The 18,882-nt window shown below is 57.3% G+C and carries 19 protein-coding genes and 1 pseudogene; 15 read left to right on the forward strand and 5 right to left on the reverse strand.

Annotated features, from left to right (window positions below; translation table 11 throughout):
• The first annotated feature begins 53 nt into the window (after window positions 1-53).
• The 3 genes from WNE31_RS00195 to WNE31_RS00205 all read left to right on the forward strand — a co-directional run bounded on the left by WNE31_RS00195 (window position 54) and on the right by WNE31_RS00205 (window position 2,320).
• Entirely contained in the window at window positions 54-941 is an 888-nt protein-coding gene (locus WNE31_RS00195) for a bifunctional helix-turn-helix domain-containing protein/methylated-DNA--[protein]-cysteine S-methyltransferase (RefSeq protein WP_349977568.1), read from the forward strand.
• A gap of 81 nt (window positions 942-1,022) precedes the next feature.
• Window positions 1,023-1,676 (forward strand): YiaD family glycine zipper/OmpA-like lipoprotein, encoded by a 654-nt coding sequence (locus tag WNE31_RS00200; RefSeq protein WP_349977569.1) that lies wholly within the window; start codon window positions 1,023-1,025, stop codon window positions 1,674-1,676.
• A gap of 104 nt (window positions 1,677-1,780) precedes the next feature.
• The gene (locus WNE31_RS00205; RefSeq protein ID WP_349977570.1) at window positions 1,781-2,320 is read left to right on the forward strand and encodes an NADPH-dependent FMN reductase; all 540 of its coding nucleotides are present in this window, start codon (window positions 1,781-1,783) and stop codon (window positions 2,318-2,320) included.
• Between the two features lie 3 nt (window positions 2,321-2,323).
• Here the strand turns inward: WNE31_RS00205 and WNE31_RS00210 are convergent, their stop codons facing one another.
• Complete coding sequence (locus WNE31_RS00210) at window positions 2,324-2,722, reverse strand: VOC family protein (RefSeq protein ID WP_349977571.1); 399 nt, start codon at window positions 2,720-2,722, stop codon at window positions 2,324-2,326.
• A gap of 254 nt (window positions 2,723-2,976) precedes the next feature.
• Between WNE31_RS00210 and WNE31_RS00215 the strand changes: the two are divergent.
• Both WNE31_RS00215 and WNE31_RS00220 read left to right on the forward strand, forming a co-directional pair.
• A pseudogene (locus tag WNE31_RS00215) lies at window positions 2,977-3,150 on the forward strand (FAS1-like dehydratase domain-containing protein); the annotation flags it as partial.
• A complete protein-coding gene (locus tag WNE31_RS00220) occupies window positions 3,151-3,567 on the forward strand; it encodes an HTD2 family dehydratase (protein ID WP_349978254.1) in 417 nt (138 codons plus the stop codon). It abuts the pseudogene before it with no gap.
• 4 nt (window positions 3,568-3,571) lie between these two features.
• On the opposite strand, the gene WNE31_RS00225 is transcribed toward WNE31_RS00220, so the two are convergent.
• A complete protein-coding gene (locus WNE31_RS00225) occupies window positions 3,572-4,606 on the reverse strand; it encodes an NAD(P)/FAD-dependent oxidoreductase (protein ID WP_349977572.1) in 1,035 nt (344 codons plus the stop codon).
• 61 nt (window positions 4,607-4,667) lie between these two features.
• Here WNE31_RS00225 and mnmC2 point away from each other — a divergent pair, with 61 nt between their 5' ends.
• Window positions 4,668-5,342 carry a tRNA (5-methylaminomethyl-2-thiouridine)(34)-methyltransferase MnmC2 gene (mnmC2, locus tag WNE31_RS00230; RefSeq protein WP_349977573.1) on the forward strand — a complete coding sequence of 225 codons (675 nt, stop codon included), beginning with the start codon at window positions 4,668-4,670 and terminating at the stop codon, window positions 5,340-5,342.
• Window positions 5,339-6,205: a DMT family transporter gene (locus tag WNE31_RS00235; RefSeq protein ID WP_349977574.1), complete on the forward strand. Its 867-nt coding sequence runs from the start codon at window positions 5,339-5,341 to the stop codon at window positions 6,203-6,205. The genes mnmC2 and WNE31_RS00235 overlap by 4 nt, the downstream gene beginning before the upstream one ends.
• Window positions 6,206-6,208: 3 nt before the next feature.
• Here the strand turns inward: WNE31_RS00235 and WNE31_RS00240 are convergent, their stop codons facing one another.
• Window positions 6,209-8,158: a lytic transglycosylase domain-containing protein gene (locus WNE31_RS00240; RefSeq protein ID WP_349977575.1), complete on the reverse strand. Its 1,950-nt coding sequence runs from the start codon at window positions 8,156-8,158 to the stop codon at window positions 6,209-6,211.
• Window positions 8,159-8,303: 145 nt separating this feature from the next.
• On the opposite strand from WNE31_RS00240, the gene dapA reads away from it, so the two are divergent.
• Window positions 8,304-9,176: a 4-hydroxy-tetrahydrodipicolinate synthase gene (gene dapA, locus WNE31_RS00245; RefSeq protein ID WP_349977576.1), complete on the forward strand. Its 873-nt coding sequence runs from the start codon at window positions 8,304-8,306 to the stop codon at window positions 9,174-9,176.
• 51 nt (window positions 9,177-9,227) lie between these two features.
• Here the strand turns inward: dapA and ubiB are convergent, their stop codons facing one another.
• Together ubiB and ubiE are read right to left on the reverse strand one after the other, a co-directional pair.
• Window positions 9,228-10,760, reverse strand: a complete 1,533-nt coding sequence (gene ubiB / locus WNE31_RS00250) for a 2-polyprenylphenol 6-hydroxylase (RefSeq protein ID WP_349977577.1) — start codon at window positions 10,758-10,760, stop codon at window positions 9,228-9,230.
• Window positions 10,757-11,509: a bifunctional demethylmenaquinone methyltransferase/2-methoxy-6-polyprenyl-1,4-benzoquinol methylase UbiE gene (gene ubiE / locus WNE31_RS00255; protein WP_349977578.1), complete on the reverse strand. Its 753-nt coding sequence runs from the start codon at window positions 11,507-11,509 to the stop codon at window positions 10,757-10,759. The genes ubiB and ubiE overlap by 4 nt, the downstream gene beginning before the upstream one ends.
• A gap of 119 nt (window positions 11,510-11,628) precedes the next feature.
• On the opposite strand from ubiE, the gene WNE31_RS00260 reads away from it, so the two are divergent.
• From WNE31_RS00260 to recF, 7 genes are all read left to right on the forward strand, one after another.
• On the forward strand, window positions 11,629-12,243 hold the full coding sequence (locus WNE31_RS00260) for a hypothetical protein (protein WP_349977579.1): 615 nt from the start codon (window positions 11,629-11,631) through the stop codon (window positions 12,241-12,243).
• Window positions 12,222-13,073 carry a bifunctional DNA-formamidopyrimidine glycosylase/DNA-(apurinic or apyrimidinic site) lyase gene (gene mutM, locus WNE31_RS00265; protein WP_349977580.1) on the forward strand — a complete coding sequence of 284 codons (852 nt, stop codon included), beginning with the start codon at window positions 12,222-12,224 and terminating at the stop codon, window positions 13,071-13,073. Before WNE31_RS00260 ends, mutM begins: the two co-directional genes overlap by 22 nt.
• 63 nt (window positions 13,074-13,136) lie before the next feature.
• Window positions 13,137-13,913 (forward strand): enoyl-CoA hydratase, encoded by a 777-nt coding sequence (locus WNE31_RS00270; RefSeq protein ID WP_349977581.1) that lies wholly within the window; start codon window positions 13,137-13,139, stop codon window positions 13,911-13,913.
• A gap of 254 nt (window positions 13,914-14,167) precedes the next feature.
• A complete protein-coding gene (rpsT, locus tag WNE31_RS00275; protein WP_349977582.1) occupies window positions 14,168-14,431 on the forward strand; it encodes a 30S ribosomal protein S20 in 264 nt (87 codons plus the stop codon).
• A gap of 506 nt (window positions 14,432-14,937) precedes the next feature.
• Window positions 14,938-16,302, forward strand: coding sequence for a chromosomal replication initiator protein DnaA (gene dnaA, locus WNE31_RS00280; protein ID WP_349977583.1), 1,365 nt, complete (start codon window positions 14,938-14,940; stop codon window positions 16,300-16,302).
• Between the two features lie 218 nt (window positions 16,303-16,520).
• Window positions 16,521-17,639, forward strand: a complete 1,119-nt coding sequence (gene dnaN, locus WNE31_RS00285; protein ID WP_349977584.1) for a DNA polymerase III subunit beta — start codon at window positions 16,521-16,523, stop codon at window positions 17,637-17,639.
• 56 nt (window positions 17,640-17,695) lie between these two features.
• Window positions 17,696-18,802, forward strand: a complete 1,107-nt coding sequence (recF, locus tag WNE31_RS00290) for a DNA replication/repair protein RecF (RefSeq protein WP_349977585.1) — start codon at window positions 17,696-17,698, stop codon at window positions 18,800-18,802.
• Window positions 18,803-18,882: the final 80 nt, after the last annotated feature.

Raw genomic sequence — 18,882 nt, forward strand, 5'->3', positions numbered from 1 at the left:
CGCTTTGACGGGGCGCGCTTCATACTGTCAGATAAACGCCAAAGGAGGGTCTGATGACCGATTTGCAGCAAGCTTACCACTACAATGTCATGCGGCGCGCAATCGAAGTCATAGACAATAGCGAGAACGTGATCTCACTTGAGGATCTGGCGCGGGATATGGACATGAGCCCGGCCCACTTCCAGCGTACCTTTACGCGCTGGACAGGCGTTTCTCCGAAAAAGTTCCAGCAATACCTGACTTTGGGACATGCCAAGTCTTTGCTGCATGACCATTTCACAACATTGGAAACCTCGAATGCCGTGGGCCTGTCGGGCACCGGGCGTTTGCATGATCTTTTCCTGAGGTGGGAGGCCATGAGCCCCGGAGAATATGCCAAGCGCGGCGCAGGGCTGACCATTCATTGGGGCTGGTTTGAAAGCCCGTTCGGCCCGGCATTGGTCATGGGCACCGAAAAAGGTCTCTGCGGGATCGCATTCGCCGCCGAGACAGGGGCAGAGGCCGCCATGCAAGACCTGACCTCACGCTGGCCAAAAGCTACATTCAAGGAAGATTCCGCGTTGCTGCATCCGTGGGTTGCTTCAGCCTTCAATGAACATCCGGGCGAGGCCGGAAAAACGCCGATCTACATGATCGGCTCTCCGCTTCAGATCAAAGTCTGGGAAGCCTTGATGCGCATTCCTTCGGGGCAAGTCTCGACATACTCGGAAATTGCGCGCTCAATTGGCAAGCCGCGCGCGGTCAGGGCTGTCGGAACGGCCATCGGGCGCAACCCCGTAAGCTGGCTTATTCCCTGTCATCGGGCCTTGCGCAAATCTGGCGCGCTTGGCGGGTATCACTGGGGCCTTCCTGTCAAACGGGCTCTTCTTGCCCGCGAAGCCGCGCGGGCAGAAAGCGATACTACCTACCAGGCGCAAGAAACTGCCGAAAAATCAGCGTGACCTATTTGGGACTTGGCGAAAAACACCATATGCTACAGAGGAGAGCCGAATAAACGGCCCACAGATACAGAGGCAGCAGTGATGAAACGCTTACCCCTTACCCTTTTTGCCATTTCCGCAGTGGCGCTGAGCGCCTGCACGGACCCGGCCTATGTGACCGGAAGCGCAGACGAGCGCGACGAATACCGCCAAACCAAGGCGGGCGGCGTGATTGGCGGCATCGTCGGCGCAGCCGCCGCGATTGGCCTTGACGCAAACCCGGTTGCGGGGGCTGCAGTCGGTGCCGGCGTCGGCGCCCTGATCGGACGCGACCTTGACAAACAGGCCGCCGAACTGCGCGCAGAACTGGATGGCGGCATCAAGGTGGAAAACACCGGCGACCGCCTCATCGTGGTAATGCCGCATGACCTTCTTTTCGACAGTGACAGTGCCGTCGTGAGTGCAAACCTGACAGACGATCTTTACGCGGTGGCCCGCAATCTCGAGAAATACCCGAACTCGACGGTTCAGGTTCTGGGCCATACCGACAACACGGGCTCGGCGGAACACAACCAGAAACTTTCCGAGCGTCGGGCCAATGCGGTTGCAGACAAGCTGATGGCAGGGGGGGTCGCCTTTGAACGTATCCAGACGATCGGACGCGGCGAAGACCAACCTGTTGCCTCGAACCTGACCGAAGAGGGCAAGGCACAGAACCGCCGCGTTGAAATCGTGATCCTGCCTACCGAAGCCTGATACATCTAAAGACCTTGTAACGCCGCGCATGTTCTGTGCGGCGTTGCGCGTTGTATTTCCTGACAGGCCACCTAGCTTGACCTTAAGCAAAACAGGAAATTCTAATGCCCCAATATACACTTCTCGGCCTGTCAGGTTCGCTTCGTACCGAGTCGGCCAATCGAAAACTGCTGCGGGAAGCGGCCCGCATTTTTGGCGATGCCGTATATACCGAAGCCAACCTGAATGTACCCCTTTATCACGGAGACGAAGAGGATGATCATGGGTTGCCCGAGGCCGTGCAAGCCTTGGTCAAGCAGATTGCCGAGGCGGATGCTGTTCTTATCTCGACGCCGGAGTACAACAGCGGCATTTCTGGGGTTTTGAAAAATGCGCTGGATTGGATCAGTCGCGCGCCAGACAAACCTTGGATGGACAAACCCGTCGCCCTCATGTCCGCCGCCGCCGGGCGCGCGGGGGGTGCCCGCGCGCATACGATGCTGCGCTCTTGTATGGCGCCGTTCCGACCGATTGTCGCGAACGGCCCCGAGGTTCTGGTCGCGGACTGCAACAACCAGTTCGATGCAGAGGGCCGGATCACCGAAAGCTATGCCCGCAATCTCGAATTACTCATGGCCGTTTTGAAAGCTGACATAGGCCGCTGATGATCACTGAGCCGTGCTGATCTCGATCAGGTTTTGGTCGGGGTCACGGACATAGATAGACAAGATCGGACCGGTGGCGCCCGTGCGTTGCACCGGTCCTTCGATTATCTCTATGCTGTTTGCTGACAGGTGGGCCATCCACTGCGAAATCGGCGTGTCGCTCAGAAAACACAGATCAGCCGAACCCGGAACCGGGTGTTTGGCATGCGGCGCAAACACCACCTCTGCGGAGTGAAGGTTGATCTTCTGCGATCCGTATTTCAATGCCCAGCGCGTGCTGCCGTCTGCGGGGCGGAATTGTTCGATCTGCATGCCCAGTATTTCACTGTAAAATGTGAGGGTCGCAGAGATATCTGAGACGGTCAGCACCAGATGGTCCAGACTGGAGACTTTGGGTGGCATGAAATCTTGCTCCTGCTCTGATCGGCCCGTAGGGTCCGATTATGCAAGATTCCACAGTAGAACCCTATAGCCAAAGCGACGCGATGGACCCTGCACGGGCAGCAGCCTGCCTGACCGCGCTCGGCTTGCCAGCCGACTTGGGGCCTGGTGACGCGCTTCTACCGTTTTTTCATTATCTCTATTTCTGGGATGCGCAGCCTCCTGAGAACCTGGGCCGAGACGGGCACCCGAAAGTAGGGGGATTAATCCCGGATATGGGGCTGCCCCGGAGAATGTGGGCAGGTGGACAGTTGGAGTTTCACCATGACCTGCTCTGCGGTCATCCTGCAACAAAGACCACCACGGTCGCTTCTGCACAATTCAAAGAGGGGAGATCGGGGCCTCTGGGTTTCGTAAGGCTGAGGCATCAGTTCGAACAGAACGGGCGTGTGTGCGTCACCGAACATCAAGATCTGGTCTATCGTGAGGACCCTGATCCGGCAGCTCCAAAACCCATGCCGCCTGCCGCGCGTACGGATGAGGTGGATGTTGAAACGCGCAGTTTCGACAGCACCTTGTTGTTCCGGTATTCGGCCCTCACATTCAACGGACACCGAATCCACTATGATCTGGACTATGCGCGTAGCGTTGAGGGCTATGACGGTCTGGTTGTGCATGGTCCGCTTCTGGCGCAGCTTCTGATGCTGCAGGCGCGGGACAAGCTGGGCGGTCTGAACCGGTTTTCATTCCGCGCCACCGCCCCCTTGATGCACTTTGAAACCGCCGAACTTTGTTGGGGCGGCGACGGAACCCTTTGGGTTCGCGGCCCTGACGGACGTCAGAACATGATCGCCGAGGCCGAATAAGCGGTTAAAGAGATGCTTTCGGGTGAAAATCTGGTGGAATGACATCCGTCCCATCAAGGATAAGCTGCGCCATGACGTCACCCACCTTGGGCGCCATACCAAAGCCGATCTTGAAACCACCGTTCGCAATGAACGCGCCCTGGCGCAAAGGATGTGGGCCCAACATCGGGGCGCGGCTTTTGGCGCGGGGGCGCACGCCGGCCCAGCGTTCCAGAACCTTCGCAGATTTCAAGACGGGCATCGCGGCAAAAGCACGTTCAAGGACCGCGTCGATCTGATCGTCGGTGGAGGTGGGGTTCTCGAACTCCCTCTCGCTGGTCGAACCTATGGCGATTGTTCCGTCCACATGCGGCACGATGTGAACACTGTCGGCAAAGATTTGCGGCAGATTAGGACGGTCAAGTTCCAGAAGAACCGCCTGCCCTTTCACACCATTGCCAACCATACGACCCATGTCATCAGACAGGGAAACCAAACCCTGCCAGCCCGTCGCCCAGACAACCGCCCCCTCTTGCAGACCCGATGGCACGATCTCTCCGCCTTTTGCGCGGATCGCAGCGGCAAGCGCCGCACAAGCCATGCGGGGGTGCATGCGCGCGCTCAGCGTGTCATGGATCACAAACCCGGTTGGCGCATTCGGCACCCATTCGCCGGCACTTTCTTGACGGATCACCGCCCAGCTCGCGTGACCTCTCCATAGGTTAGCGGCACTCTGTTCACGGGCGCGCGCCAGTTCGAGGCCACGGTTGTTCAGGATGGGCTGCAAACGGCCAGTCCGACCATAACCCGAGCTCAGCCCCCCGGTGGCCTCGACCTCCGCCCAGAAACCTTCAGCCTTGATCAGGCTCTGAAATTGGAATTCCTTCTTGTCGTTCCAGTTTTCCGGCGTGTGTGGCGCCAGCGCCCCCACAATGCCACCTGACGCGCCTGCCCCCACGCCATGCGGTTCGATCACACGCACGCTGGCCCCCCGTTGCAGACAGGACCACGCCACCGAAAGCCCAAACGCACCCGCGCCCATTACGGTTACATCCACCATTGCCAAATCACCCCGTGTGGCCCAATGCTTTCGCGTTGCATGTTTACTAAGGCATCCTGACATGAGCGACCAGCACGCAAATCTGGAATGGCGCGATGGAGCCATACCCGTGTCGACCCGGTTCGACGATCCATATTTCAGCCTTGAAAACGGATTAGCCGAAACAACCCACGTCTTTCTGGCGGGCAACGACCTGCCAAACCGGTTCACGCCCGGGTTCCACATTGCCGAACTTGGATTTGGCACCGGACTGAACCTGCTGACCACCTGGGCCGCCTGGGATGCTGCGGACATGACTGCGCCGTTGCGCTTTACCAGCTTTGAGGGCTTTCCCATGTCCGCCGCAGAGATGGCACGCGCCCTTAGTGCCTTCCCGTCGCTTGCCACTTATTCCCAGCGGCTTGTCGAAGCATGGGCACAAGACAAAACGCTGACAACACTTGAGGGTATCAAGGCCCGTGTCATCCTTGGGGATGCCCGAAAGATGCTGGGGCAACATGATTTCGCCGCTGACGCTTGGTATCTGGACGGGTTTTCCCCTGCAAAGAACCCCGAGCTTTGGGATGCGGACCTTCTGCAAGAGGTGGGGCGGCACACCAAGGCCACAGGCACTGCGGCGACATATACTGCGGCGGGATTCGTGCGTCGCAACCTTCAAGACGCGGGCTTCGAGGTCACGCGCGTGCCGGGCTATGGCCGCAAGCGACACATGACGATTGCGCAGAAACTGCCATGACAGCGCAAGATAACCGGCTTGGCATCATGCTGATGTGCCTTACAACCTTCGTCTTTGCTATGCAGGACGGAATCTCAAGGCATCTGGCAAGTGAATACAACGTCTATTTAGTGGTGATGATCCGCTATTGGTTTTTTGCGGCTTTTGTTATTGCCCTTTCTGCGCGGCGTCCCGGTGGGTTGCGCAAAGCCGTACAAACCCAGCATCTGTTCTTGCAGTGTTTCCGCGGGGCGCTTCTGGCGCTCGAAATCGTTGTGACTGTTCTGGCCTTCACGCTGCTGGGTCTGACGGAAACCCATGCTATTTTCATTTGCTACCCTCTGATCATCGCGGCCCTGTCCGGTCCGTTTCTGGGCGAAAAGGTAGGGTGGCGCAGGTGGACCGCAATCGCAATCGGAATGCTCGGCGTTCTGATCATTCTGGAACCGGGCTATGGCGTGTTCACACCCGCAGCGATTGTTCCGCTGATCGGCGCTTTGATGTTTGCCGTCTATGGGCTGCTGACCCGCTATGTCGCCCGCACGGACGGTTCCGCAGTCAGCTTCTTTTATACCGGGACCGTCGGCATGGTGGTGATGACTGCCATCGGTGCTTTCTTCTGGGAGCCAATCGTCGGCACCGATTGGCTATGGATGCTGACGCTTTGCTGCACAGGGATTCTCGGGCACTGGCTGCTGATTAAGACCTATGACCACGCCGAGGCCAGCGCCGTTCAACCCTTTGCTTATCTGCAACTCCCGTTTGCCGCCGCTCTGGGGATGTTTGCCTTCGGGGAAAACTTGCGTGTCAACGTCGCGATTGGTGCGGTCATTGTTGTCGGGGCCGGGCTATTCACGCTCTGGCGCGAAAGAGAAACAACCTGATCCCTAGCGGGTGATCTTGATTGTCGCCCCGACCAATTCCTTGCTGAACGGGATCGGCAAAGGGTCACGCCCCAATCTGGCACGATAGATCGGCAGGCTTTCAGAGACGCGCATGACATAGTTCCGGGTTTCGCTGAACGGGATGTGTTCGATCCAATCGACAATATCCATCCCACCACGACGCCGGGGGTCTCCGCGTTCACGCATCCAGCGTTCGGGGCGTCCGGGTCCGGCATTGTATCCGGCAGAAACCATGATGACATTGCCGTCAAATTGTTCAGCAAGACCCGCGAGATATTCAGTCCCAAGCGAAATGTTGTAATCCGGCCGCCGCGTGAGCCACGACTCGGAATAGGGCAGATCAAGGCGTTGCGCGACGATTTTGGCAGTACCTGGCATCACCTGCATAAGGCCGCGCGCGCCGGCATGGCTGACAACCGTCGGGTCAAACTCGCTCTCGCGGCGCGCAATCGCAAGGGCCATCTCGGGTGACACCGCAAGGTTGCGGTTGATCATCGGATGCAGCGGATAATAGGGGCCGGGCAGCACAACACCGTCACGCACCATTTTCTTACCCAGCATCACTGCGATATGTGGCGCGCCCAGATCCTGAACCATGGTGCCCATCTGGCCCAGCCCCGTACGATCCTGGCTTTCGGACAAATGCACCCAAAAACGTTCGGCTAGCGACAATTCACCGGCCTGCAAAAACAACAGCGCAGCGTGGTGCACCGAAGACGGCACGAAGGCCGCCTTGCGCCAGTTCGGGAAAACCTCGTCACCCTTCAGGGCCGGGTTCAAGGGCAGTTTGGCCTTTTCTGCGGCGAGCAACCCATAAAAGCTCGTCTGATAAGCGCCACCTACGCGATAGGCCTCTTGCGCTTTGTCCGTTTCTCCCATGGCGTCATACGACCTGCCAATCCAGTATCCTGCGCGCCCCAGCGAAATCGGAGTGGCAACACTGGCTTCGAACCGTTTGAAATGGCCCAGTGCCACACCCGGTTTGTTCAGAAAACGAAGCGCCACGTAACCGGCAATCCATTCACAGTCTGAATAGGCATATCCGACCTCGGGGCTAAGGCGATGTGTGGCGGCAATGTCATACGCAGTCTGATAGTTCCCCGCGCGCATTTGCGAGCGTGCCAGATCGCGACGACGACGTGCCCATTCCTCGGCCTCGCCCAGCGTATCTGCGCGGCTGCGTTCAAGAAGAAGCTCAATGGCCGAATCGTCCCGTCCCTTGCGGGCGCGCCAGACAAAGCGTTCATAGGCCAGACCGGGATCCCCCTTAAGCCTCTCCGGCACCGCTGCAATCAGGGCGTCGACGTTATTGACCCGCGCCCGTAGACCAAGACGCGCATCCGCAAGTTTGTTCCATCCATCATCGACCAAGGGCCGCATCCGGTCGGTGTTGTTTTTCCAGCTCTCCCACAACACCATGTCCATGCGTGCAACGTGGTGCTTTTTCAGAAGGCGCCCATAGCGATCAAGGAACTGTGCATGCGACTGCGGCCCGATCTCCATTGTGCGCCATGCATTGATGACCAGAGCCTGTGCCGCGTCAGTTTTGCCCTGGCGCTCCAATTCTCGCGCTTGGGTCAGGACACCCTGCGCCGTTTGGGCATCGCCATACGAATAAAACTCGGAAATCTGTTGGCGCGGCGCATCTACAAAGACTTCTTCCGACTGTCTGCGCAGATATGACAACCCCGGCCAATCCGGACGCCGCGCCAGAAACGCCAACACCTGAGTAGATGTACCTTCGCCCGCACGAAGCCGGTGCCATTCGACGATGTCGTTGGCGACCTCGCTTTCCCCGCGTACTGATTGCTCCGCTGCGCGCCAATCCTGGCTGCGCACGGCCCCCATCGCATCTGCGACCGGTGTCGCCAATGCGCCCGAAGAAAAAACCGAAATAAATACCGAAACAATTGCCAGCCAAACGCGGAACATCTTGCAATTTCCAATGTGACGAAGGATAGAACCCAATCATAAGTGTGCCCGAACCTGCAGACAATTCACAAAGGTGACAAGACAGGGTCGGGTATTAGAAAATTCCGGGCGGTTCCGCCCAGCTACGCAAAAAAAGGAGCGTGCCATGTTCAAAGGGTCCTACCCCGCACTCGTCACGCCGTTCACGAACGGCGAGCTGGATCTGGAAACGCTCAAGAAGCTGGTCGAATGGCATATCGGTGAAGGCACCAACGGGTTCGTCCCTGTCGGCACCACCGGGGAAAGCCCAACCCTGACTCATGCCGAGCATGACGCTGTTGTGGAAACCGTCGTGAGGACCGCTGCAGGTCGCGTGCCCGTGATCGCCGGTGCCGGGTCAAACAATACACTGGAAGCCATCCGTCTTGCCCAGGCAGCCGAAAAAGCTGGGGCCGATGCGATCCTCGTAGTGACCCCTTACTATAACAAGCCGACCCAGCGCGGCCTGATTGCGCATTTCACGGCCGTGCATGATTGCTGTGCCCTGCCGATCATCATCTACAACATCCCCGGCCGCTCGGTCGTCGACATGAGCCCCGAAACTATGGGCGAGCTTGCCAAGCTGCCGCGCATTGCAGGCGTCAAGGATGCCACCGGCGATCTGAGCCGTGTACCGCAGCAGCGTATCACCTGTGGCAAAGACTTTATCCAACTGTCCGGCGAGGACGCCACCGCGCTTGGGTTCAACGCGCATGGCGGCGTGGGATGTATTTCCGTGACGGCGAACGTCGCGCCGAAACTCTGTGCCGAATTCCAGGCGGCAACTCTGGCCGGTGACTATGTCAAAGCCCTTGAGTATCAGGACCTGTTGATGCCGCTGCATATGGCGATTTTCGCAGAACCTGGCCTGGTAGGCGCCAAGTTCGCCATGTCCAAACTTGGCCTTTGCAGCGAAGAAGTGCGTCTGCCCCTGACTGGTCTGAGCGATCCGACCAAAGCCCAGATCGTGGCCGCAATGGAGCACGCCGGACTTCTCTGAAGCGTATTGAAAGTGAAACGATAGAACCCCGGCCAGGGCCGGGGTTATTTTTTACAAAAGGGTCAAAAGGCCCAACGTGGCGAGAACGCCAATCACCACACCGCTGACCCCGCTGAACACCACTGTCTTGCGCTTGTCTTTCTTGGCTGGAGCGTCGCCTTCCGACTGGCGGATCAGGGCAGCCTCGACCAGCCCGGGCAGTCTTGGCCCGAAGCGCGCCAGAACACGCGCAGTTTTTACCAGATCCTTGCCCAGCGCACGCGGCCCGATACTGTCTTTGATATAGCTTTCGACAACGGGCTTGGCGACATTCCAGATGTTCACTCCGGGGTCCAGCGACCGCGAGACGCCTTCAACCACAACCATCGTGCGCTGCAACAGGATCAACTCGGTGCGGGTCTCCATTCCGAAGCGTTCCGTAACCTCGAACAAATAGGACAATAGCCGCCCCATCGAGATACGGTCCGCATCCATCCCGAAAATCGGCTCTCCCACCGCGCGCAGGGCGCGGGCGAATTCTTCCACATCCTGATCGGCCGGGACATACCCCGCCTCAAAGTGAACTTCGGCAACACGGTGATAGTCACGCTGGATAAATCCAAACAGGATCTCGGCATAAACGCGACGAGTGTATTCGTCGATATGCCCCATGATCCCGAAATCATAGGCAATGATGTCGCCATTGGCTGCGACCTTGAGGTTGCCCTGATGCATATCTCCGTGGAAATACCCGTCACGCAATGCATGGTTCAGGAAAAGCGACAGAACCCGGCTGCCCAGAGCATGTCGATCATGGCCCGCCGCATCCAAGGCATCATTGTCGCCCAAGGGATCCCCTTCTGCCCAGCCAAGGGTCATCACCCGGCGCGCAGAATATTCCCATTTGACCTCAGGAACCTGAAATCCTTCATCTTGTGACGTATTGGCCGCAAACTCGCTGGCCGACGCGGATTCCAGACGCAGGTCCAGCTCGCCGGTCACGACACCATCAAAGTGTTCGATCACGTCACGCGGCCGCAAGCGTCGCGAGGCCGGAGACAACAGCTCGATCATGTCGGCCGCAAAATAGAATGCGTCTACATCTTTGCGGAACGCTTTCTCGATCCCGGGTCTCAACACCTTGACCGCGACCTGCTCTCCGGTTTCGGCCAATCGTGCCTTGTGCACCTGCGCAATCGACGCTGCGGCGACAGGCTCGGAGAATTCCGAGAACATTTCGCTCACAGGTTTTTCAAGCTCTGCCTCTACAGCCCTTTTGGCCGTTTCGATATCGAAAGGAGGCAGCTTGTCCTGCAAAACCCGCAGCTGGGTGGCAAGATCAGAGCCGACCACGTCGGGACGTGTCGAAAGAACCTGACCAAACTTGATGTAGGCCGGACCCAGCGCGGTCAGGGCCCGTGTCAGGGGGGGCATCGCCGGATCACCCTTGATGCCCAGCCACCGAAACGGCCAGACCAGTGTGCGCGCAAAGAACCGGAAGGGTTTCGGTGCATCAAGCTGGTCTAACACGACGTTCATCGCGCCGGTGCGTTCCAAGGTCGCGCCGGTACGGATCAGCCGCCAGATATTATGCGGGCCTCTCAAATCTTCCACCCCGAATGCAACGCGGCGATCCCCATTGTCAGGTTGCGATACTTGGCGTTTTCAAAACCTGCTTTGCGGATCATGCGCAGGAATGTCTCTTGATCCGGAAACTTTCTGATGGATTCAACCAAGTATTGATAGCTGTCACGGTCATTGGCAATCACCTGACCCATACGCGGGATGATGTTGAAAGAGTACAGATCATAGACCTTTTGCATCATGTCATTCGGGATCTGACTGAATTCCAGCACCATCAGACGCCCACCCGGCTTTAGCACGCGAAACGCCTCATTCAGTGCATCTTGCGGGCGGGTTACGTTCCGAATGCCGAAGGAAATGGTGTATACATCAAAGGTGTTGTCCTCGAAGGGCAAGGCCATTGCATCGCCAACCACCCAATCAAGGCTTTCGGCCATGGCCTCTGCCTCGGCGCGTTTGCGTCCTTCGACAAGCATCGGTTCTGTCAGGTCGCACACCGTGGCATGGCCATGCCCGGCCCTTTTGAGAAACCGAAAGGAGATATCCCCTGTACCACCCGCCACATCCAACAGGCGCTGGCCGGGGTGCGGGGCAAGCCAGTCCATCATCGCGTCTTTCCAGACACGGTGGATCCCCATGCTCATCACATCGTTCATTACGTCGTATTTGGACGCAACCGAGTTGAAAACACCTTGCACCTTGCCCGCCTTATCGGCCTCGCGGACGGTTTCGAAACCGAAATGGGTGGTCTTGTCATCAGCACCGGACATTGGATGTTCCCAACCTTGCCATATTTCTGTCCGCTTCGGGATACACAGTTGCAGACAAAGACACAAATCCCCTTTTGACGCGTCGCATTTGAAAGGTTTAAGCAGTGGAAAATTTGCAGATGCTTGGCCTGTATCTTGGGATCGCCATCGTCGCGAACCTGTTTCTGGGACGCTCGTGGTTGTTTCGCCGCTTTAGCGGTGACCGCGACCTTGACGAAAAACCCGCGCGTCGAACTACAGAGCAGCGATATGTCGACACGATCGCCAAGGTCGGCACGGGTCTGCCGCCGGACCAATTGTACGGGCGTCGCACTTTTCGCACGACTTGGGGGCTGCGTCTTGTGAGTCTTGCGTTGAGCAGCGTTCTGATTTTCATGCTGGGTCACGGTGTTTTGGTCGACATTTTGGGCGGGCGTGCATGGAATGGGGCCTACTTTCTGCTCATCGCGGTCGCAGCATACATCTATTTCAATTTCTACATTTTCACGTACGAAGTGGTTCTTTTCGACGGAAAACTGATCAACCGAGGATACCTGTTGACCAAACAAAGGTTCGAGCTGCGAAAACTGAAAGAAATCCAGCATAATCCGGGCGGGTATTACCGTTTGCGTTTTGCCAATGGAAAAACGACCTATGTTCTGCAGCATGTGCAAGGGCACAACGCCCTGATAGAAACGCTCAAAGACGCGGTTGAACAGGACACTTACGACATATGCCCGAGCTTCCCGAGGTAGAAACCGTACGCCGGGGCCTTGAACCCTCAATGACAGGCCAAGTGATCACACGCGCGCAGGTAAACCGCCCGGACCTGCGCTGGCCTTTTCCCGAGCGAATGGCAGAGCGCCTGGCAGGAGCGCGCGTCCTGCAGCTGCGCCGACGCTCGAAATACATCCTTGCTGATCTGGACCGGGGGGAAACTCTACTGGTCCATCTGGGCATGTCCGGTCGGATGACCGTGTCGGGCGATCCGCTGGGGCAGTTTGCGCACAACCACCCAACCGCCCAGAAACATGACCACGTCGTGTTAGATATGGAAAATGGCGCGCGCATCACGTTCAATGACCCACGACGGTTTGGCGCGATGGATTTGCTGCCGACTGACACGGCAGAGACCCATCCGCTGCTTGTCAAACTCGGACCCGAACCTTTGGGGAATGCCTTTGACGAATCTTATCTTGTGAACCAACTCTCTTCTCGCCTGACACCAATCAAATCCGCCCTGCTGGACCAGCGAATTATTGCGGGACTCGGGAATATTTACGTCTGCGAGGCGCTGTTCCGCGCTGGGATATCGCCACGTCGCAAGGCAAAAAATATCGCCAAATCCAAGGCTGCCGCGCTTGTTCCAATCATCCGGGATGTCCTACAGGAAGCCATCAGCTCGGGTGGCTCCTCTCTCAGGGATTTTCGCCAAGCTGATGGCGAGCTTGGATATTTTCAGCACAGGTTTGATGTCTATGGGCGGGAAAACGAACCTTGCCACACTCCTGGATGCAACGCTTCCATCAGGCGAATCACACAATCGGGACGCTCATCCTTCTATTGTCCGCAATGCCAAAGATGACTTGATCCGTCGGGACACGATGATAGGACTCGTCCCTGACCGACAACAAGGAAAGCACCACTCATGGCTTTTGAGACGATCATCGTCGAAATCGAGGACCACGTCGCCCTCATCAAACTGAACCGCCCTGATGCGCTGAATGCGTTGAACAGTCAGCTGATCAGCGAATTGCTCGATGCATTGGAAAGCGCCGATGCAAATGACAAAGTACGCTGCATCGTGATCACCGGATCCGACAAAGCGTTCGCGGCGGGCGCCGACATCAAGGAAATGTCGGAAATGAGCTTTGTCGACGTGTCGAACATCAATTTGTTTGGTGAAGTCAATGAGCGGGTCGGCAAGATCCGCAAGCCGATTATCGCAGCGGTTTCTGGATATGCGCTTGGCGGCGGATGCGAACTAGCGATGGCCTGTGATTTCATCATTGCCGCCGAGTCGGCCAAGTTCGGCCAGCCCGAGATCAATCTTGGCGTTATTGCAGGCATTGGCGGCAGCCAGCGTTTGACACGCTTTGTTGGTAAATCAAAATCCATGGATATGAATCTTACCGGGCGCTTCATGGATTCGGCTGAGGCCGAACGCTCGGGCCTTGTGAGCCGCGTCGTGCCGAACAAAAAACTGATGGATGAGGCCATGAGCGCCGCGCAGAAGATCGCCGAGAAATCGCTCATCACCGCTCGGACTGCGAAAGAGGCCGTAAACCGCAGCTTTGAGACGACACTGGAAGAAGGCCTGCGTTTCGAACAGCGCCTTTTCCATTCGCTCTTTGCCACCGAAGACCAGAAAGAAGGCATGGCGGCCTTCATCGAGAAGCGCCAGGCACAGTTCCGCGACAAGTGATTTCAGGTGAGAAAACCTGACATAGAAAGGCCACCTCACCCGGGTGGCCTTTTTCTTTGGGCAGAAGTACGCGGACAGGATCGGTACCGTGACAGAATTCTGTTTGCATCTGCGGGAGAATCCTATAACTAGCGCCGTCATACATGCGCGTGCAGCCCGCTCTGGCTTGAATCGATTCTCCCGACATTTTGGGGGACGTCCCGTTCGGGCAGTGACACGTGTTAAACTGAACGAACTTGAAAAGGACCTGATTCATGGCAAATTCGCCCCAGGCAAAGAAACGCGCCCGTCAGAACGCACGCCGTCTCGAAGTCAACAAAGCCCGCCGCTCGCGCATCCGCACCCACCTGCGCAAGGTCGAAGAAGCAATCGCTTCGGGCGACAAAGACGCAGCAACCGCCGCCCTGCGCGCTGCTCAGCCCGAACTGATGCGCGGCGTCACCAAAGGCGTTTACCACAAGAACACCGCATCGCGCAAAATGTCGCGTCTTGCATCGCGTGTCAAAGCGCTGGGCTAATTATCCAGCCAAACCCTTGAAGAAAAAGGCGCCATGTTCGACGGCGCCTTTTTTGTTTTAGACCTCAAAGTTATCCACAGAGATTCTTTTTCGCAAAACGCAGAGTCAAGTTCGAAGTTCAGTTGCCCGCCCCCTCCCCCAGTTGCTAATTTGGTACCTGCGATTCACATCGCCTTTGGGGGGAACAGACACCAAGCCCGCTTGATTTTGATCAAGCCACAGACCCGGCAAAATGAGCTTTTGTCGTCATGATCTTTGTTCGCGTGTAGCCGTTTTTCGGCTCGGCGAGGTTGGGTGTTTGTTTCACAGGTCTGCGCATTCAGCGCAAATTCGAACCGTAGCCTGTCAGGTGGGGACTTTGACGGGATGCGTTAATCTATGTCTTGTTTGGCAGTCAACACTGCGCGGCAAGACGGACCATGAAGGTGTGTGCGTCACAAGAATGGCAGTGAACGGGTCGCGGGGCCCGACAGACGAATGGCTTTCGGGCTTGGAAATGGGGACACATGACGCAAGAACAATGGGGTGCGATGCAAGGCAACTTGCTCAAGACGGTTGGACAAAACAATTACAAAACCTGGATTGAGCCGCTGGAATTTGCAGAGCTGGAAGGCGGAATTGCAACTTTTCACGTGCCGACGAACTTCATTGGAAACTATGTCTCGCAGAATTTTGGAGACCTGATTCTACATCAGCTTTCGAATGCTGGCGAAGATGTTCAACGGGTGCATTTCAAGGTGGCTGCCAACTCGACAACTACACCGACCAATCGTGCGCCTGTTGCAGCAAAGACAGACTCGCCTGCTTCTTTGCACACAACAAGAGAGACTTTGCCCGGTGCACCTCTGGATGCGCGCTTCACCTTTGACAGCTTTGTGGTGGGCAAGCCGAACGAACTGGCCAATGCGGCCGCCCGCCGAGTTGCGGAAGGTGGTCCTGTGACCTTCAATCCGCTGTTTCTCTATGGTGGTGTCGGTCTGGGTAAGACGCACCTGATGCATGCCATCGCGTGGGAGCTTCAGAAACGCCGCCCCGACCTAAATGTCCTGTACCTATCGGCAGAACAGTTCATGTACCGCTTTGTTCAGGCCTTGCGCGACCGTAAGATGATGGACTTCAAAGAGATGTTCCGCTCCGTGGATGTTCTGATGGTGGATGACGTTCAGTTCATCGCCGGCAAGGACTCGACCCAGGAAGAGTTCTTTCACACGTTCAATGCCCTTGTGGACCAGAACAAACAGATCATCATCTCGGCAGACCGTGCGCCCGGTGAAATCAAGGACATGGAAGACCGGATCAAAAGCCGTCTTCAATGCGGTCTGGTCGTTGACCTGCATCCGACCGATTATGAACTGCGTCTTGGCATCCTGCAGTCGAAGGTTGAACAATACCGCGTTCAGTATCCGGACCTGCAACTGGCAGATGGCGTGCTTGAATTCCTGGCACACCGCATCTCGACCAACGTGCGTGTCCTTGAAGGTGCTCTGACTCGCCTCTTTGCATTTGCGTCGCTCGTGGGTCGGGAAATCACGATGGAGCTGACGCAGGACTGTCTGTCAGACGTGTTGCGCGCGTCCGAGCGCAAAATTTCGGTCGAAGAAATCCAGCGTCGCGTGGCCGAGCACTACAACATCCGCCTGAGCGACATGATCGGCCCGAAGCGCGTGCGAACCCTTGCGCGCCCCCGCCAGATCGCGATGTACCTGTGCAAACAACTCACAAGCCGCAGCTTGCCTGAAATCGGGCGTCGGTTTGGGGGTCGGGACCACACAACCGTTATGCATGGTGTGAAACGCGTCGAAGAACTGCGTGTTCAGGACGGCCAGATTGCTGAAGACCTCGAATTGTTGCGCCGCGCGCTAGAGGCGTGATCTTGACCTAAAGATGAACAAGGGGCCGCGCAATGCATGCGCGGCTCTTTTCATTTTGGGGCGTTCGAGACTCAGTTTCCAACTTCTTTGCTGAAATGCCTGTTTCATTCCTGCTACCTTCTTGACGCCTTCCGCGAATAGGTCGACAAAAACAAAAATGCTTGCGCCAGAAGGGGAAACCGATAGTGTGCCTCTCCCGGCAGTCGGAGGACAGTGGAATGAAAATCAGTATTGAACGCGGGAATTTGCTCAAAGCCGTTTCGCAGGCGCAATCGGTTGTGGAGCGCCGCAACACCATTCCGATTTTGGCCAACGTGTTGATCGAGGCCGAGGCTGACACTGTTCAATTCCGGGCCACCGATCTGGATATCGAAGTGGTGGACAAGACCCCCGCCATGGTGGAGCGCGCCGGGGCCACCACCGTTTCCGCGACAACGCTACATGAAATTGTCCGAAAGCTGCCAGATGGTGCCCTTGTGACCCTGACCGATGATGGCGCGTCAGGGCGTCTTACAGTGGAAGCGGGACGTTCAAACTTCTCGTTGGCAACCCTGCCGAAAGAAGATTTTCCAGTGATGGCCTCGTCAGAATATCAATCCAACTTCTCGGCGCCGGCCGCCGTGTTGCGCAGGCTGTTCGACAAATCCAAATTTGCGATCTCGACGGAAGAAACCCGATATTATTTGAATGGCGTCTATATGCATGTCGCCGATGGTGAAAACGGCAAGACGCTGCGCTGCGTCGCGACCGACGGTCATCGCCTTGCGCGGATTGATGCGGACCTGCCGGAAAGCGCTTCGGACATGCCCGGCGTGATCGTCCCCCGGAAAACGGTCGGCGAGCTGCGCAAGCTTCTGGACGACGACGATATGCAAATCGCGGTGTCTGTCTCGGAAACCAAGGTGCGTTTCGCCACCCCGGATATCACCCTGACATCCAAGGTGATCGATGGCACCTTCCCGGACTATACTCGCGTCATTCCAGTTGGAAACACCCGCAAACTCGAGGTAGACGCCACCGAGTTTGCCCAAGCCGTGGATCGCGTGGCCACCGTGTCTTCGGAACGTTCGCGCGCGGTCAAACTGCAACTGGACGAAGATCGCCTGATCTTGTCCGTGAACGCTCCTGACAGCGGTGCAGCCGAGGAAGAACTGGCCGTCGCATACGGGGATGAACGTTTAGAGATCGGCTTCAACGCCAAGTACCTGCTTGAAATCGCCAGCCAGGTTGATCGTGAAAACGCCGTGTTCATGTTCAATTCCGCAGGTGATCCGACTCTTATGCGGGAAGGCAACGACACCAGCGCCGTTTACGTCGTAATGCCAATGCGCGTGTGAGCGGCAACCGTAGATGTGTGCCGCCCGCCCGCTATTGGCGTTGAAGAGGTGTAAACTTGCCAGGCCTCTTCCTTAAAAACCTGACACTCTCGCATTTCCGCTCGCATAAGCGGGGTCAACTGGTGTGCGATGGGCGGCCCCTTGCGATTTATGGGCCGAATGGCGCGGGCAAGACAAATATTCTGGAAGCGGTGTCTCTCTTTTCGCCGGGTCGTGGTCTTCGCCGATCCAGTGCCGAAGAAATGACTCGGCGCCCCGAGGCGCTGGGTTGGAAGCTGACGGGCCTTGTCCAAGCCCCAGAGGGGCTGCACGAAATCGAGATCTGGTCAGAGGGCGGCGCGGCACGGCAGTTGCGCATTGACGGTAAAACCGCCCCCCAAACCGCATTGGGTAAAATGGTGCGGGTGATCTGGTTGATCCCGGCCCTGGATCGTCTCTGGATTGAGGGGGCCGAGGGACGACGTCGGTTTCTTGACCGAATAACGCTTTCCTTTTTCCCCGATCACGCAGAACTTTCCCTTACCTATGAAAAAGCCATGCGCCAGCGTAACCGTTTGCTAAAGGACCAGGTAAGGGATGCGTCTTGGTATGATGCCCTTGAAACGCAAATGGGCCGGTCAGGCGCAGAAATACACACCAACCGCAAAGCGGCCCTCAACTCGCTGCTCGTGGCACAGTCCGGCGCGGAAACGGCCTTTCCAATCGCCGAGTTGTCTTTGACGCAATCAGACGGGACGCTGCCTGAGACGGCTGATGATCTGAAACAGGCGCTGGCCGAAGGCCGCAACAGAGACATGATCGCCGGGCGGACGCTGGTTGGGCCACACCGAACGGACATGGATGCCGTTTATTCCGCCAAGGGCGTCCCAGCGAAAGACTGTTCCACCGGCGAACAAAAGGCGCTGTTGATTTCACTTATTCTGGCCAACGGACGCGCCCTTGCCAAGCAGACCGGCGCCCCGCCAATCCTGCTGTTAGACGAGGTTGCGGCGCATCTCGACGCCGACCGCCGCGCGGCTCTTTATGACGAGATTTGCGCGCTTGGGGCCCAAGCCTGGATGACCGGGACTGGCCCCGAATTGTTCACCGACCTTGCCGGGCGTGCGCAGTTTGTCGAGGTGCGCGATACCGACGGGATTAGCAACGTGGATGCACCTTTGTAACCCTGCGGGGGCGCAAGCCTTCCAGCGCACCTTCTGAGCGTTTTCAAACGGGTTTTTCTTGCGTCTGATACGTGACATTC

Source organism: Shimia fortis, from assembly GCF_040225985.1.
Classification (GTDB): Bacteria; Pseudomonadota; Alphaproteobacteria; order Rhodobacterales; family Rhodobacteraceae; genus Shimia.